General features: G+C 62.1%; 13 protein-coding genes. 4 read left to right on the top strand and 9 right to left on the bottom strand.

Features of this window, described 5'->3' with window-relative positions:
- Positions 1-41: 41 nt before the first annotated feature.
- From ssuB to QQ992_RS01040, 7 genes are all read right to left on the bottom strand, one after another.
- A complete protein-coding gene (ssuB, locus tag QQ992_RS01070) occupies positions 42-854 on the bottom strand; it encodes an aliphatic sulfonates ABC transporter ATP-binding protein (RefSeq protein ID WP_012270046.1) in 813 nt (270 codons plus the stop codon).
- Positions 851-1,648 carry an aliphatic sulfonate ABC transporter permease SsuC gene (gene ssuC, locus QQ992_RS01065; protein WP_105947397.1) on the bottom strand — a complete coding sequence of 266 codons (798 nt, stop codon included), beginning with the start codon at positions 1,646-1,648 and terminating at the stop codon, positions 851-853. The genes ssuB and ssuC overlap by 4 nt, the downstream gene beginning before the upstream one ends.
- Before the next feature lie 10 nt (positions 1,649-1,658).
- Positions 1,659-2,807: an FMNH2-dependent alkanesulfonate monooxygenase gene (gene ssuD / locus QQ992_RS01060; RefSeq protein ID WP_016714457.1), complete on the bottom strand. Its 1,149-nt coding sequence runs from the start codon at positions 2,805-2,807 to the stop codon at positions 1,659-1,661.
- Between the two features lie 60 nt (positions 2,808-2,867).
- The gene (locus QQ992_RS01055) at positions 2,868-3,833 is read right to left on the bottom strand and encodes a sulfonate ABC transporter substrate-binding protein (protein WP_286111977.1); all 966 of its coding nucleotides are present in this window, start codon (positions 3,831-3,833) and stop codon (positions 2,868-2,870) included.
- An 84-nt stretch (positions 3,834-3,917) separates the two neighbouring features.
- The gene (gene ssuE, locus QQ992_RS01050; RefSeq protein ID WP_286111976.1) at positions 3,918-4,511 is read right to left on the bottom strand and encodes an NADPH-dependent FMN reductase; all 594 of its coding nucleotides are present in this window, start codon (positions 4,509-4,511) and stop codon (positions 3,918-3,920) included.
- Between the two features lie 232 nt (positions 4,512-4,743).
- Positions 4,744-5,382, bottom strand: a complete 639-nt coding sequence (locus QQ992_RS01045; RefSeq protein WP_286111975.1) for a peroxiredoxin — start codon at positions 5,380-5,382, stop codon at positions 4,744-4,746.
- A gap of 165 nt (positions 5,383-5,547) precedes the next feature.
- Entirely contained in the window at positions 5,548-6,879 is a 1,332-nt protein-coding gene (locus QQ992_RS01040) for an OprD family porin (RefSeq protein ID WP_286111974.1), read from the bottom strand.
- Between the two features lie 498 nt (positions 6,880-7,377).
- Here QQ992_RS01040 and tauA point away from each other — a divergent pair, with 498 nt between their 5' ends.
- Genes tauA through tauD form a run of 4 tightly spaced genes read left to right on the top strand, consistent with a single transcriptional unit; the run spans position 7,378 to position 10,869 of the window.
- Positions 7,378-8,349, top strand: a complete 972-nt coding sequence (tauA, locus tag QQ992_RS01035; RefSeq protein WP_286111973.1) for a taurine ABC transporter substrate-binding protein — start codon at positions 7,378-7,380, stop codon at positions 8,347-8,349.
- A 13-nt stretch (positions 8,350-8,362) separates the two neighbouring features.
- Positions 8,363-9,151, top strand: coding sequence for a taurine ABC transporter ATP-binding subunit (gene tauB, locus QQ992_RS01030; protein ID WP_019096905.1), 789 nt, complete (start codon positions 8,363-8,365; stop codon positions 9,149-9,151).
- On the top strand, positions 9,148-9,987 hold the full coding sequence (tauC, locus tag QQ992_RS01025; protein WP_286111972.1) for a taurine ABC transporter permease TauC: 840 nt from the start codon (positions 9,148-9,150) through the stop codon (positions 9,985-9,987). The genes tauB and tauC overlap by 4 nt, the downstream gene beginning before the upstream one ends.
- A 48-nt stretch (positions 9,988-10,035) precedes the next feature.
- Entirely contained in the window at positions 10,036-10,869 is an 834-nt protein-coding gene (gene tauD / locus QQ992_RS01020) for a taurine dioxygenase (RefSeq protein WP_286111971.1), read from the top strand.
- A 117-nt stretch (positions 10,870-10,986) separates the two neighbouring features.
- Here tauD and betT read toward each other — a convergent pair whose 3' ends face one another.
- Together betT and epsC are read right to left on the bottom strand one after the other, a co-directional pair.
- Positions 10,987-12,948, bottom strand: coding sequence for a choline transporter BetT (gene betT / locus QQ992_RS01015; RefSeq protein WP_164525217.1), 1,962 nt, complete (start codon positions 12,946-12,948; stop codon positions 10,987-10,989).
- Positions 12,949-13,186: 238 nt separating this feature from the next.
- Entirely contained in the window at positions 13,187-14,119 is a 933-nt protein-coding gene (gene epsC, locus QQ992_RS01010; RefSeq protein WP_016714447.1) for a serine O-acetyltransferase EpsC, read from the bottom strand.
- Positions 14,120-14,132 lie beyond the last annotated feature (13 nt).

The following is a 14,132-nucleotide window of genomic DNA, read 5'->3' as shown; positions in this document are numbered from 1 at the left end:
GTCATTCCTTCTCTATGGCTTCAGTCTGGTAAGTGAGTCAATCAGTGCGCCCAACGCAACTGCGTGGGCAGGGGAGCTACAGGGTCCGGCTCGGGCGCAGTACCCGGGGCCGACAGAACACGGTTGAGCACTTCGCTTTCCAGCGCGGCCAGGCGGTGCGAACCACGCGCCCGGGGCCGTGCCAGGTCGACAGTGAGGTCGAGCCCGACCTCGCCGTCCTCGATCAGGATCACCCGGTCAGCCACGGCAACCGCTTCGCTGACATCATGGGTAACCAACAGCACGGTGAAGCCATGCTGACGCCAGAGGCGCTCGATCAGTTGCTGCATCTCGATACGGGTCAACGCATCCAGTGCACCGAGCGGCTCGTCCAGCAGCAGCAGACGCGGCTGGTGGATCAGCGCCCGGGCCAAGGCCACGCGCTGCTTCTGGCCACCCGAAAGCGCGGCCGGCCATTCATTGGCGCGGTCAGCCAGGCCCACCGCCTCCAGCGCGTCCAGCGCACGCGGGCGCCAGTCGCCAGACAGGCCCAGGCCAACGTTGTCGATCACCTTCTTCCAGGGCAGCAGGCGTGCGTCCTGGAACATCAGGCGGGTTTCTTCACGGGCCTCTTCCAGCGGCGCAGCACCAGCCAGCAGTTGGCCGGCGGTGGGTTGATCGAGCCCGGCCAACAGGCGCAGCAAGGTGCTCTTGCCGCAGCCGCTGCGGCCAACGATGGCAACGAACTGACCGGCCGGAATGTGCAGGTCGATACCTTTCAGCACTTCGCGCTGGCCAAAGGTCTTGCGCAGGCCGTTGGAGGCCAGCGGGATGCCACGCAGCAGGCGTGGCGGCTGTTCCTTGAGCACGGTCATGCGCCCTCCTTCCTGGCGACTTGATAGGCCGGGTGCCAGCGCAGCCACACACGCTCCAGGCCGCGAGCGGCGAGGTCGGCGAGCTTGCCGAGCACGGCGTACAAGACGATGGCCAGTACCACCACGTCGGTCTGCAGGAACTCACGGGCATTCATTGCCAGGTAACCGATGCCGGCGTTTGCCGAGATGGTTTCCGCCACGATCAAGGTCAGCCACATGAAGCCCAGCGCGAAGCGCACACCCACCAGAATCGATGGCAGCGCCCCCGGCAGGATCACCTGGCGGAACAGGCTGAAGCCGGACAAGCCATAGCTGCGCGCCATCTCCACCAATGCCGGGTCGACATTACGAATGCCGTGGTAGGTGTTCAGGTAGATCGGGAACAACGTGCCCAGCGCGACCAGGAAAATCTTTGCCGACTCGTCGATACCGAACCACAGGATCACCAGCGGAATCAGCGCCAGGTGTGGCACGTTGCGGATCATCTGCACCGAGCTGTCGAGCAGGCGTTCGCCCCAGTTCGACAAGCCGGTGATGAAGCCCAGCACCAGGCCGATGCTGCCGCCGATGACGAAGCCCAGGCCGGCACGCCAACCACTGATGGCCAGGTGGGTCCAGATTTCGCCGCTGCGCACCAGCTCGACACCCGCGCTGACCACAGCGCTAGGTGCCGGCAGAATGCGCGTCGACAGCCAGCCTGCGCTGACCGCCAGCTGCCAGACTGCCAACAGCAGCACCGGCAGCGCCCACGGCGCCAGGCGCTGGGTCAGGTTGGAGGAAGTTGCACGACTCATGGCCCGGCCCTCAGCTCTGCGACACGGACTTGGGCAGGATGTCGTTGGCTACCATCTCGCCGAACGGGCTTACGTAGCCGCCGGTTTTCGGTTGCTCCGGGCGTTGTACATCAAGGTGCGGGAACAGCAGTTCGGCAACCCGGTAGGACTCTTCCAGGTGTGGATAACCCGAGAAGATGAACGTATCGATGCCCAGCTCGGCGTACTCCTTCACCCGTGCCGCGACAGTCGGGCCATCGCCCACCAATGCGGTACCGGCGCCGCCACGCACCAGGCCAACACCCGCCCACAGGTTGGGGCTGACTTCCAGGTTGTCGCGGTTGCCGCCATGCAGGGCAGCCATGCGCTGCTGGCCCACCGAGTCAAAGCGCGCCAGCGAGGCCTGGGCACGGGCGATGGTGTCATCGTCCAGGTGCGAAATCAGCTTGTCGGCAGCGGCCCAGGCCTCTTCGTTGGTTTCCCGCACGATCACATGCAGGCGGATACCGAAGCGTACTTCACGGCCTTGAGCGGCCGCTTTTTCACGCACCTGGGCAATTTTTTCGGCAACGGCCGCCGGTGGCTCACCCCAGGTCAGGTACAGCTCGACCTGCTCGGCGGCCAGGTCCTGTGCTGCCTCGGACGAACCGCCGAAATACAGCGGCGGACGTGGTTGCTGAATCGGTGGGTAGAGCAGCTTGGCCCCCTTCACCTGAATGTGCTTGCCGTCGTAATCGACGTTTTCGCCTTCCAGCACCTTGCGCCAGATACGGGTGAACTCGACCGAGGCTTCGTAGCGCTCTTCATGGCTCAGGTGCAGGCCATCACCGGCCAGTTCGTCCGGGTCGCCACCGGTTACCAGGTTGAACAGGGCACGGCCATTGGACAGGCGGTCCAGCGTTGCCGCCTGGCGTGCTGCCACGGTTGGCGAAATGATGCCTGGGCGCAGGGCCACCAGGAATTTCAAGCGCTGGGTCACAGGGATCAGCGACGCGGCCACCAGCCAGGAGTCCTCGCAGGAGCGCCCGGTGGGGATCAGCACCCCGCCAAAGCCCAGACGGTCAGCGGCTTGGGCAATCTGCTGCAGGTAACCGTGGTCGACCGCACGGGCGCCGTCGGAAGTGCCCAGGTACTTGCCGTCACCGTGGGTTGGGAGGAACCAGAAAATGTTAAGGCTCATTGGAGTTGTCTCCTCAAGGGTGGCTCAAGCCAGGGCGACGCCCCGGCACAGGCGAATCAATCAAGGCGCGCTAGCGACCTTGGCCGGGGGTGTCCAGATCACGTCCTTGATGCTCAGTGGCTTGGGTATCAGCTTGAGCGCCTGGAAGGTGTCGGCGATTTTCTGTTGTGCGGCCACGACCTCGGGGGTGAGCGGCGCAGCACCGTAGCCTTGGCGTTTGACCGAGGTCAGGGTGATGTCGGCGGGCAGGCCGAGCAGCGGTGCGACCTGGTCGGTCACTTCTTGCGGGTTGGCCTGGGACCACTCGCCCACGGCGCGCACTTCCTCGATCACGGTGTTGATCACCGCCGAGTGCTGGGTCGCGTAGTTGCGGGTGGCCAAGTAGAACTGGTGGTTGTCGACCAGGCCCTTGCCATCACGCAGGGTACGGGCCTGCAGCTGTTGCTCGGCGGCGGCCTGGTACGGGTCCCAGATGACCCAGGCATCCACACTGCCCCGCTCGAAGGCAGCGCGGGCATCGGCGGGTGGCAGGTACACGGGCTGGATGTCGCTGTATTTCAGGCCGGCATCTTCCAGCGCGCGCACCAACAGGTAATGAACGTTCGAGCCTTTGTTGAGGACGACTTTCTTGCCCTTGAGGTCTTTCACCGACTGGATCGGTGAGCCTTTCGGCACCAGGATCGCCTCGCTGTGTGGTGCTGGCGGCTCGTAAGCCACATACAGCAGGTCGGCGCCGGCAGCCTGGGCGAATACAGGCGGGGTCTCGCCAGTCACGCCGAAATCGATGGAACCGACATTCAGCCCTTCAAGCAGCTGCGGGCCACCGGGGAACTCGGTCCACTGCACCTGCACGCCCTGCTCTGCCAGGCGCTTTTCCAGCGTGCCCTTGGCCTTGAGCAGCACTAGGGTGCCGTATTTCTGGTAACCGATACGCAGGCTTTCGGCCTGGGCTTGGGTAATGGCGCCGAAGGACACAGCCGCCGCAAACAGGGCGACCAGACCGCGACGCAAGAAGACTGTGCGCATGGCGCTCTCCTGTACGTTTGGGTTCGGGTTGCACCTGCTTGCCTCGTTGTCGGGCGAGTAAGGTGGTGAAGCGGGTTGTGCCGGTCAGATGCTCCAGCGAGCGCTGATCAGGCGTTCATTCAGTACGCCGGGGGCCACGGGGCGTGGCCGGCGGGCCAAGGCAACGTGGAAGGTTTCCAGCGAGTCCAGCAAGCGTTCTTCCAGCGCCGGTACCAGCTGCGCGGGTTTTGTGCCTTCTGCGTAAGCAACCTGACTGTCGTCGGCAAAGATCCCTTGCAGGGTCTCTTGGGCCTTGAGTGCCGACAGCACGGGTTTCAATGCGTAATCCACCGCCAGCATGTGGGCGATGCTGCCACCGGTGGCGATCGGCAACACGATCTTGTGTGCCAGGGCGCGTTCGGGCAGCAGGTCGAGCAGGGTTTTCAAGGCGCCAGAAAACGAAGCCTTGTACACCGGGGTGGAAACGATCAGGCCATCGGCCTGGGCTACCAACTGTTGGAAGTGCTGTACCTGCGGGCTGTCGAAACGGGCATGCAGCAGGTCTTCGGCGGGGAAGTCACGTACCTGGAACGTCACTACTTCGACGCCACGGCCTTGCAGCCACTGGCGTGAACGCTCTAGCAGCACGCCGGAGCGTGAACGGGTACTGGGGCTACCACCGATTGAGACGACCAGCATTGCAGCGCTTCCTTGGGTTCTGTTGGAAGTGACATTAACAGCTGCCACATATATCTAGAAATCATATTTTTTCATTTGTTTATTCCATTAAGATACAAGCGATAAGCTACAAGCTTCAAGGAGAAGCCGGTCACCTTGCAGCTTGCCGCTTGAAACTTGCAGCTATAAAAAAGGGCCGTCGAAACGGCCCGAAAATCCCTGCTTGGCTAAGAGCAATACAACGAGGAATGCATTAACGATTCGGCTGTGGGGTCAGACGCAGGTAGGGTTTGACCGCCCGGTAACCTTTCGGGAAGCGCTGCTTGATCTCATCCTCATCTTTAAGCGAAGGCACGATCACCACCTCGTCACCGTCCTGCCAGTTACCTGGCGTGGCGACCTTGTGGTTGTCGGTCAGCTGCAGCGAGTCGATCACCCGCAGAATTTCATTGAAGTTGCGCCCGGTACTGGCCGGATAGGTGATGGTCAGGCGCACCTTCTTGTTCGGGTCGATCACGAACAGCGAACGCACGGTGAGGGTGTCGCTGGCGTTCGGGTGGATCAGGTCATACAGGTCAGACACCTTGCGGTCGGCGTCGGCGATGATCGGGAAGTTGACCACGGTGTTCTGGGTTTCGTTGATGTCATCGATCCAGCGGTGGTGCGAGTCGACCGGGTCCACCGACAAGGCGATGGCCTTGACCCCACGCTTGGCGAAATCATCTTTCAGCTTGGCGGTCAGGCCCAGCTCGGTGGTGCACACCGGGGTAAAGTCGGCGGGGTGGGAGAACAATACCCCCCAGCTGTTGCCCAGCCACTCGTGGAAGCGGATTTTGCCTTCGCTGGAATCCTGTTCGAAATCGGGGGCGATATCGCCGAGTTTGAGGCTCATGGGCTGCGGCTCCTTGGCTGGGTTCTGTACCGTATGGATTCAATGTGCCTGCATTCGGTTAAAAACAAAAAGAATAAATAACGATTTATTTATAACCATAGTGCATAATAATTTGTAGGCACAAAAAAGCCTCGCACTAGGCGAGGCTTCTGGTTCAGCTACGGCTTACAGGAAGTTGTAAGTGTAGTTGAAGATCAGACGGGTCTGATCCTGGTCAGCCAGCGAGCTGGTGCCGGTGCCACGGTATACGCCGTGACGCAGGCTGGCGCCCAGGCCTTTGAAGGTGCCTTCCTGGATGACGTAGTCAACGCGGGCGTCACGTTCCCATTCGCTGAAGGTACCGCCGCCAACGGCGTTCTTGCCGTCTTCACCTTTCAAGTAGGCAACCGAGGCCTTCAGGCCGGGCACGCCCAAACGAGCGAAGTCGTAGGCGTACTGACCGAAGGTGGTGTTTTCACCAGCCTTGGCGAACTGGTTGATCATGCTATCAGTGAACAGGTAGAAGCTGGCACCGCCGGCACCTTCCGGACGGCCGTTGCCATCACGGACGGAGCCTTGGTTCAACCAGACGAAGCCGCCATCGTCGCTGACTTGCTGGTGGCCCAGCATCAGCGAGTGGCCACCCAAGGTGTACGTGAACATGGCCGACCAAGTCTTGTTGTCGACCTTGCCGTCATTCTTCTCGTAACCACCATTGTTGTTGAAGTTGTACGCGCCCGGTCCGCCGTTCTTGCCGTCGCTGCTGCTGTCAAAGTAGCGCAGGTCGGTCTTGAACGACTGGTCGTCAGCAATCTTGAACACGTGGGTCGCGCCCAGGAAGTGCTGCTTGTAGAAGTCTTTCAGGTTCGAGTAGTAGTACTGCAGCGTCAGGTCTGGCGTGAGCTTGTAGTCCAGGCCGCCGTAGATGAACTTGTTGCTGTCTGCAGTCGCACCGTTAACCGACAGGCCAGTACGGTTGCTCGAAGCACGGCCCATGGCGTGGGTCAGCTGACCGGCGTTGATGGTCAGGTTGTCGATTTCCTTCGACTGGATGGTGCCACCCTCGAAGGTTTGCGGCAGCAGACGGCCATCGTTGGAGACCAGGATCGGCAGGTTTGGCGCCAGGGCGCTACCGTAGTGAACCTCAGTCTTCGAGAAGCGTGCCTTGGCGTTGGCGCCAACACGAGCCCACTGGCTTACAGCCGAACCGTCGGTGTCGCTCGGGAAGAAGCTGCTGTTGTCTGGGTGCTTGCCACGGCCACCATCCAGGTGGATACCCCACAGGGCCTGGGCATCGACACCGAAGCCAACGGTGCCTTCAGTGAAGCCGGAGATGTAGTCGAGCTTGAAGCCCTGACCCGACTCACGGTTGTCGGCACCGCCATCACGGTTGTCGTTGTTGAAGTACATGGTGCGCGAGCTGAGCGACAGTTTGCTGTCTTCAACGAAACCGGCAGCGCCTGCTTGTTGGGCGAGAACCCCCAGTGCCACGGCCAGAGCCAGGCTGGACTTGTACATAATTTGCTCCTCTACGTTCTAATTCTTGTGTATCTCTGGCGGCGAGGTCTGCTGCCCCGCTCACCGTGGATTGGCGATTTAGTCCCAAAGCGTGACTCATAAGTCAATCGTTTCTAAACGTTTCGAGACTTTGGTCTAAGGCGCCACCTGCGCTACAGGATAATGACAATCCTATAAATCCAAAATGACCGTTTTATGAATTTGTAAGATTTTTACGGAATATGTTAGGAACCTTTACTGCCATTCGTTGTAGCCACAACGCCATTCATAACCTTTGGTTATTTGCAAACGTTTGCTCATAACCTAATTCCGTATCGTTCTATAGGGACGAAAAAGCCTAGCAGGTGCCTCGACATTCGCCATCGAGGGTAATCACCGATCCTGGGCTTAAAGCATTTGGCTCCTAAGCTAATGCAAAAAAGTTATTTATTTTTAAATTCTTAGATCATTTAGTCTTCTCGCCATCCATCACATCGATTGCCTGACGAGAGGTCCACCATGATCCCGCACGCTCCGCTGCGCCTGTTCGCCGCCCTGACCCTCGCCAGCACTAGCTGGTTTGCCCAGGCTGCCGACCTGACCGTGGCCTACCAGACCACCGTCGACCCTGCCAAAGTGGCGCAGGTCGATGGCGACTACGAAAAAGCCAGCAAGGCCAGCATCGACTGGCGCAAATTCGATAATGGCGCCGACGTGATCACCGCCGTGGCCAGCGGTGATGTGCAGATCGGCTACCTGGGTTCCAGCCCGCTGGCCGCAGCCGCTACCCGCAAGCTGCCTGTAGAAACCTTCCTCATCGCCACCCAGATTGGTGCCGGTGAAGCGCTGGTCGCCCGCGACAGCATCAAGACCCCGCAAGACCTGATCGGCAAGAAAGTCGCCGTACCGTTCGTGTCCACCGGCCACTACAGCCTGCTGGCAGCACTGAAAAGCTGGAACATCGACCCGTCCAAGGTACAGATCCTCAACCTGGCACCACCGGCCATCATTGCTGCCTGGAAACGCGGTGACATCGACGCCACCTACGTGTGGGACCCAGCTTTGGGCGTAGCCAAGGAAAACGGCAAGGTGCTGATCACTTCTGGCGAACTGGCCCAGAAAGGCGCCCCCACCTTCGATGCCTGGATCGTGCGCAAAGACTTCGCCGACAAGCACCCTGAGGTGGTCAAAGCCTTTGCCAAAGTCACCCTGGACGCCTACGCCGACTACCGCAAAGACCCGAAAGCCTGGCTGGCCGACAAAGGCAACGTCGACAAACTGGTGAAGCTCTCGGGCGCCAAGGCCAGCGATATCCCGGTACTGCTGGAGGGCAACGTCTACCCGCTGGCCGCCGACCAGATCAATGCCCTGGGCGCACCGACCACCCAGGCACTGACCGACACGGCCAATTTCCTCAAGCAGCAAGGCAAGGTCGACGCCGTGCTGCCGGACTACTCGCCGTACGTCAGCGCCAAGTTCCTTCCAAACTGATCCGGAGCCCGTCATGGCCTTGCTTGAACTGGAGCGCATCAGCGCACAGTACCCTGGCGCCAGCACCCCGGTGCTGGCCGACATCAACCTGAGCCTGGGCCCGCGCCAGCTGCTGGTGGCCCTGGGGCCGTCCGGCAGCGGCAAGACCTCGCTGCTCAACCTGATCGCCGGCTTCGTCGCCCCAAGTGGCGGGCGAATCACTCTCGATGGCGTACCGGTACAAGGCCCAGGTGCCGAGCGCGGCGTAGTGTTCCAGGACGACGCCCTGCTGCCATGGCAGAACGTGCTGGGCAATGTCGCCTTCGGCCTCGAACTGGCTGGCGTGCCCCGCGCCCAGCGTGAAGCCAAGGCCCGTGAAATGCTCGCACTCGTCGACCTGGATGGCTTCGGCGAGCGACGCATCTGGCAATTGTCCGGTGGCCAGAAGCAGCGCGTAGGCCTGGCCCGCGCACTAGCGGCCGACCCACGGGTGTTGCTGATGGATGAACCGTTCGGCGCCCTCGACGCCTTCACCCGCGAACAGATGCAGGAACTGCTACTGCAGGTCTGGCAACGCACCGCCAAACCTGTGTTCCTGATTACCCACGACATTGAAGAAGCGGTGTTCCTAGCCAGTGAGCTGGTGTTACTGGCACCCAACCCGGGCCGCGTAGTAGAGCGCCTGCAGCTGGACTTCGGCCAGCGCTATGCCGCTGGCGAATCGGCCCGGGCAATCAAATCCGACCCACGCTTCATCGAAACCCGCGAGCATGTGCTGGCGCGGGTGTTCTCCCAACGCCAAAGCCTGCAGGAGCGCGCATGAGCAGCCTGGACCTGCCGGTTGCCGGCAAGCACGACCCCCAAACCCGGCCTGTTGCAACAGTACGCCGCCAACTCTCTACCCGCTGGATCAGTACCCTGACCCTGGCCAGCCTGCTGCTGGTCTGGTGGCTGGTGACCGCCGCCGGCTGGATCGAGCCGCTGTTCCTGCCTTCGCCCGGCGATATCCTGGCCAAGGCCTGGACCCTGCTGACCCAAGGCTACATGGACGCCAGCCTGTGGCAGCACCTGGGCGCAAGCCTGGGCCGCATCGGCCTGGCGCTGGTTGCCGCGACCCTGACCGCGATCCCGGTGGGCATCGCCATCGGCTACAACCGCGTGGCCCGTGGCATCCTCGACCCGCTGATCGAGTTCTACCGGCCGATACCGCCGCTTGCATACCTGCCGCTGATCGTCATCTGGTGCGGCATCGGCGAGCTGTCGAAGGTGCTGCTGATCTACCTGGCGATCTTCGCCCCCATCGCCATTGCCACCGCCACCGGCGTGCGCACGGTCGACCCGGCCAAGCTGCGTGCGGCGCAGTCGCTGGGCGCCAGCAAGGCCCAGCTGATCCGCCATGTGATCCTGCCCAGTGCACTGCCCGACATCCTTACCGGCATCCGCATCGGCCTGGGGGTCGGCTGGTCGACCCTGGTGGCTGCCGAACTGATTGCTGCCACCAGCGGCCTGGGCTTCATGGTGCAGTCGGCGGCGCAGTTTTTGGTCACCGATGTGGTGGTGTTGGGCATCCTGCTGATCGCCCTGATCGCCTTCGCCCTGGAAATGGGCCTGCGTGCCCTGCAACGCAAACTGGTGCCCTGGCACGGGCAGAGCCACTGATTGCCGACTGACCACGCCGGCAACCCGGCGCCTAGAACGAGAAAAGACATGAGCCTGACCGTTACCCCCCTCAGCCCGGCCCTCGGTGCTCAGATCAGCGGCGTGGATATCAGCCGCGAGATCTCGGCCGAACAGCGCGATGCCATCGAACAGGCGCTGCTCCAGCATCAGGTGCTGTTCTTCCGCGACCAGCCGATCAACCCGGAACAGCAAGCGCGCTTTGCCGCCCGCTTCGGCGACCTGCACATTCACCCGATTTACCCCAACGTGCCGGAAACCCCGCAGGTGCTGGTGCTCGACACGGCGGTGACCGATGTGCGCGACAACGCCGTGTGGCACACCGACGTGACGTTCTTGCCAACCCCGGCACTGGGCGCGGTACTCAGCGCCAAGCAGTTGCCCGCATACGGTGGCGACACCTTGTGGGCCAGCGGTATTGCGGCCTTCGAAGCCTTGTCGGCGCCACTGCGCGAAATGCTTGATGGGCTGACCGCTACCCACGACTTCACCAAATCGTTCCCGCTGGAGCGCTTTGGCACCACGCCGGAAGACCTGGCGCGCTGGGAAGCAACGCGGCGCAACAACCCGCCGCTGTCACACCCGGTGGTGCGCACTCACCCGGTGAGCGGGCGCAAGGCGCTGTTCGTCAATGAAGGGTTCACCACGCGCATCAATGAGCTGAGCGAGCTGGAAAGCGAGGCGCTGTTGAAGCTGCTGTTCGCCCATGCGACGCGGCCGGAGTTCAGCATTCGCTGGCGCTGGCAGGAGAATGACGTGGCGTTCTGGGACAACCGCGTGACCCAGCATTTTGCGGTGGATGACTACCGGCCAAACCGGCGGGTGATGCATCGGGCAACCATCCTGGGGGATGCACCCTTCTGACAGATTTTGGGAGGCCTTCGGCCTCCTTTCGCGACACAAGGCCGCTCCTACAGGAGATCGCGTACCTCTGTAGGAGCGGCCTTGTGTCGCGATGGGCCGCAAAGCGGCCCCGGCTTTCTACCGGACCAGATGCAGGTACTGCATGTGCCGCTCGTACTGGTCGAGGATGTCGTTGATGATCTGCTCCTTGCTGTAGCCCACCAGGTCATAGTTCTGGCTGCCTTCGCTCAGGTGCACCTCCGCCCGGTAATAACGGCGGTTCTTCAACTCCTGCGTGCCCAGCCCACCCAAGGCGAACGACGGCGTGAAATACCCACGCATCTGCACCTGGTAGATGAACGGCTGCTCCTCGCCATGGCCAATCTTCAGGCTGACGTTGTCGTGGCTGGGGTCATCCTGGGTAATCAGCACCAGGCCCTTCTGCTCGAACACCTCACGTACCTCGGCAATCGCCGGGCGCACGACGTCGTCCATGAAGCGGTACACCTCATCACGCGACGGGAAGTGCACGGCCTGGCTCAAACGCTGGCGCCAGCCACCACGGCCGCGACGTGACTGGGCGAACGGGGCCAGCGAGTGCATCTGCGCGATCTGCCGTTGCGACTCCAGGTAGAACGCCTTGTGCAAGCCCCACATCATGCACAACAGAATCAGCGAGAACGGCAGCGAGGTCAGCACCACCGCCGACTTCAGCGAGTCGATGCTGCCCGCGAACAACAGCGCACTGGTAATCAGCGCGGTCATCGCGCCCCAGAAGATGCGCAGCCAGTTCGGCCCGTCCTCATCGGCTTCACCCCCCTTTGCCGACAAGGTCGACAGCACCACGGTACCCGAGTCGGCCGACGTGACGAAGAACACGAAGCTGATGAACACCGTGGTGGCGATCACCGCCTTGCTCCAGGGGTAGGTCTCCAGCAGCAGGTACAGGCTCATCGACGGGTTATCCAGTGCCGACTGGCCCAGTGCGGTCATGCCATGGTTGATCACCTGGTCCAGCGCGCTGTTGCCGAAGATCGACATCCACGCCAGGGTGAACCCCAACGGAATCAGCAGCACCCCAAAAACGAACTCGCGGATGGTACGGCCACGGGAGATACGGGCGATGAACAGGCCCACGAACGGCGCCCAGGCAATCCACCAGGCCCAGTAGAACACCGTCCAGCCGCCCAGCCAGTCACGGTTTTCACCGTAGGCATATACATCGAAGCTCTTGCGCGGCAAGGCGCCCAGATAGTCGCCAAGGTTCTGGATCAGCGTATTGAACAGGTGCTGGGTCGGCCCGGCGAACAGCACGAACAGCAGCAGTGCGCAGGCCAGGAACAGGTTGATGTCGCTCATCACCCGCACGCCCTTCTCCACCCCGGCAACGGCCACGGCTACCGCCGCGCCCATCATCAGGGTGATGAGGATCACCTGCACCCACTGGCTGTGGCTGATGCCGAACAGGTAGTCCAGGCCAGCGTTCAGGTGCAGCACGCCAAAGCCCATGTCGGCCCCCAGGCCGAACACCGTGGCGATGATGCCGAAGCCATCCACTGCGTAGCCGATCGGCCCGTTGATGCGCTTTCCGATCAGCGGGTACAGCGCCGAACGCAACGCCAGCGGCAGGTTGTGCCGGTAGGCGAAATAGGCCAGGGCCATGCCGACGAAGGCGAACACCCCCCAGCCATGCAGGCCCCAGTGCAGGAACAGAATCTGCATCGCCTGGCGCCCGGCCTCTGCCGTGCCCGCTTCGCCTTGGGGCGGCTGCAGCATGTGGGTCAGCGGTTCGGAAACACAGAAGAAGAACAGCGTGATGCTGATACCGGCGGCAAACAGCATGCCGGCCCACGATAGGTAACTGAACTCGGGTTCGTCGTGGTCGGCACCGAGCTTGATCTTGCCGTAGCCGGACAAGGCGGTGACCACTACGAAGACCAGGTACAGCGTCATGGCCAGCATGTAGTACCAGCCGACCGTGTTGGCCGCCCAGTTCTGCGCTGCCAGCAACCAGTCACCTGCGGCTTGCGGGTTGGAAATGACTACCAGGCCAAAAATGAGGATGAAACTTGCCGCGAAATAGAACACCGGAGGGTTCATGCGGATCGTGCTGTTGGAAGGGATCGGCGCACTCATGAGGTATGCACCTCGTCGAATGACGTGAGGTTCGGAATGAACGGGTTCAGCAAAGGAATCCTCCTGTTGAACACCGGCAGCGGACCAGCGTTTTTCATTGAACAAGCGTTCAAGTTAAACATGGATCGAATTTCATTGCGAACTGGGGCGCCGATTGGCGCCCTCTCGTTCCAGCCTCGTCGCGGCCTACCGCAAGGTTAGATCAGTTCTTGTCCTGGCAATCCAGCTGCAGGTTGGCCTGGGTGATGTTGCTCTCGGCCGGCACACTGCGGGTCAGCCACACATTGCCGCCAATGGTCGAACCTTTGCCGATGGTAATGCGCCCCAGCACCGTAGCCCCGGCATAGATCACCACATCGTCCTCGACAATCGGGTGCCGTGGCAGGCCTTTGTGCAGGGTCCCAGACTCATCGCTCGGGAAGCGCTTGGCGCCCAGGGTCACGGCCTGGTAGATGCGCACGCGCTCGCCGATGATCGCGGTTTCGCCAATCACCACACCGGTCCCGTGGTCGATGAAGAAGCTCGGGCCAATCTGCGCGCCAGGGTGAATGTCGATACCGGTGGCCGAATGCGCCAGCTCCGAGCTGATCCGCGCCAGCAGCGGCAAGCCAGCCTGGTACAGGTGGTGCGCCAGGCGGTGATGGATGATCGCCAGGATACCCGGGTAGCACAGCAGCACTTCATCCACGCTACGCGCTGCCGGGTCGCCGTGGTAGGCGGCCAGCACGTCGGTGTCGAGCAGTACGCGCAGCTCCGGTAGCGCAGCTGCGAAACCCTGGATCAGGCTCAGCGCATGGGCATCGACGCCAGCCAGCTCAGCCTTGCTTTGCCGTGCCGCATAGCGCAGTTCAAGGCGAGCCTGGGCAAGCAAGGCGGTCAGCGCGGCATCCAGGGTATGGCCGACGTAGAAGTCTTCGCTTTCTTCGCGCAAATCGACCGGGCCCAGGCGCATGGGGAACAGCGCGCCGCACAGTTGCTCCAGAATCTGGCGCATCGCCTCGCGCGACGGCAACTCGCGCCCACCCTGCTCGCCAATGCTGCGGCCATTACGGGTGCGCCATTGCTCACGGGCGCCGCGCAGGCCACTGACGATGCTCTGCAACTGCCAGTGCGCGGATGAAGGTTGTTCGCTCACGGTTTTCTCCTGC

Source organism: Pseudomonas kurunegalensis (assembly GCF_030291635.1).
GTDB lineage: Bacteria > Pseudomonadota > Gammaproteobacteria > Pseudomonadales > Pseudomonadaceae > Aquipseudomonas > Aquipseudomonas monteilii.
The sequence above is the reverse complement of the archived record's forward strand: the minus strand, read 5'-3'. Positions and strand labels throughout refer to the sequence as shown.

Coding starts and splice junctions, on each gene's coding strand:
- tauC (WP_286111972.1), top strand. CDS start 9,148: ATGAGCAGCCTGGACCTGCCGGTTGCCGGCAAGCACGACCCCCAAACC.
- betT (WP_164525217.1), bottom strand. CDS start 12,948: ATGAACCCTCCGGTGTTCTATTTCGCGGCAAGTTTCATCCTCATTTTT.
- QQ992_RS01055 (WP_286111977.1), bottom strand. CDS start 3,833: ATGCGCACAGTCTTCTTGCGTCGCGGTCTGGTCGCCCTGTTTGCGGCG.
- QQ992_RS01040 (WP_286111974.1), bottom strand. CDS start 6,879: ATGTACAAGTCCAGCCTGGCTCTGGCCGTGGCACTGGGGGTTCTCGCC.
- tauA (WP_286111973.1), top strand. CDS start 7,378: ATGATCCCGCACGCTCCGCTGCGCCTGTTCGCCGCCCTGACCCTCGCC.
- QQ992_RS01045 (WP_286111975.1), bottom strand. CDS start 5,382: ATGAGCCTCAAACTCGGCGATATCGCCCCCGATTTCGAACAGGATTCC.
- tauB (WP_019096905.1), top strand. CDS start 8,363: ATGGCCTTGCTTGAACTGGAGCGCATCAGCGCACAGTACCCTGGCGCC.
- tauD (WP_286111971.1), top strand. CDS start 10,036: ATGAGCCTGACCGTTACCCCCCTCAGCCCGGCCCTCGGTGCTCAGATC.
- ssuC (WP_105947397.1), bottom strand. CDS start 1,648: ATGAGTCGTGCAACTTCCTCCAACCTGACCCAGCGCCTGGCGCCGTGG.
- ssuE (WP_286111976.1), bottom strand. CDS start 4,511: ATGCTGGTCGTCTCAATCGGTGGTAGCCCCAGTACCCGTTCACGCTCC.
- ssuB (WP_012270046.1), bottom strand. CDS start 854: ATGACCGTGCTCAAGGAACAGCCGCCACGCCTGCTGCGTGGCATCCCG.
- ssuD (WP_016714457.1), bottom strand. CDS start 2,807: ATGAGCCTTAACATTTTCTGGTTCCTCCCAACCCACGGTGACGGCAAG.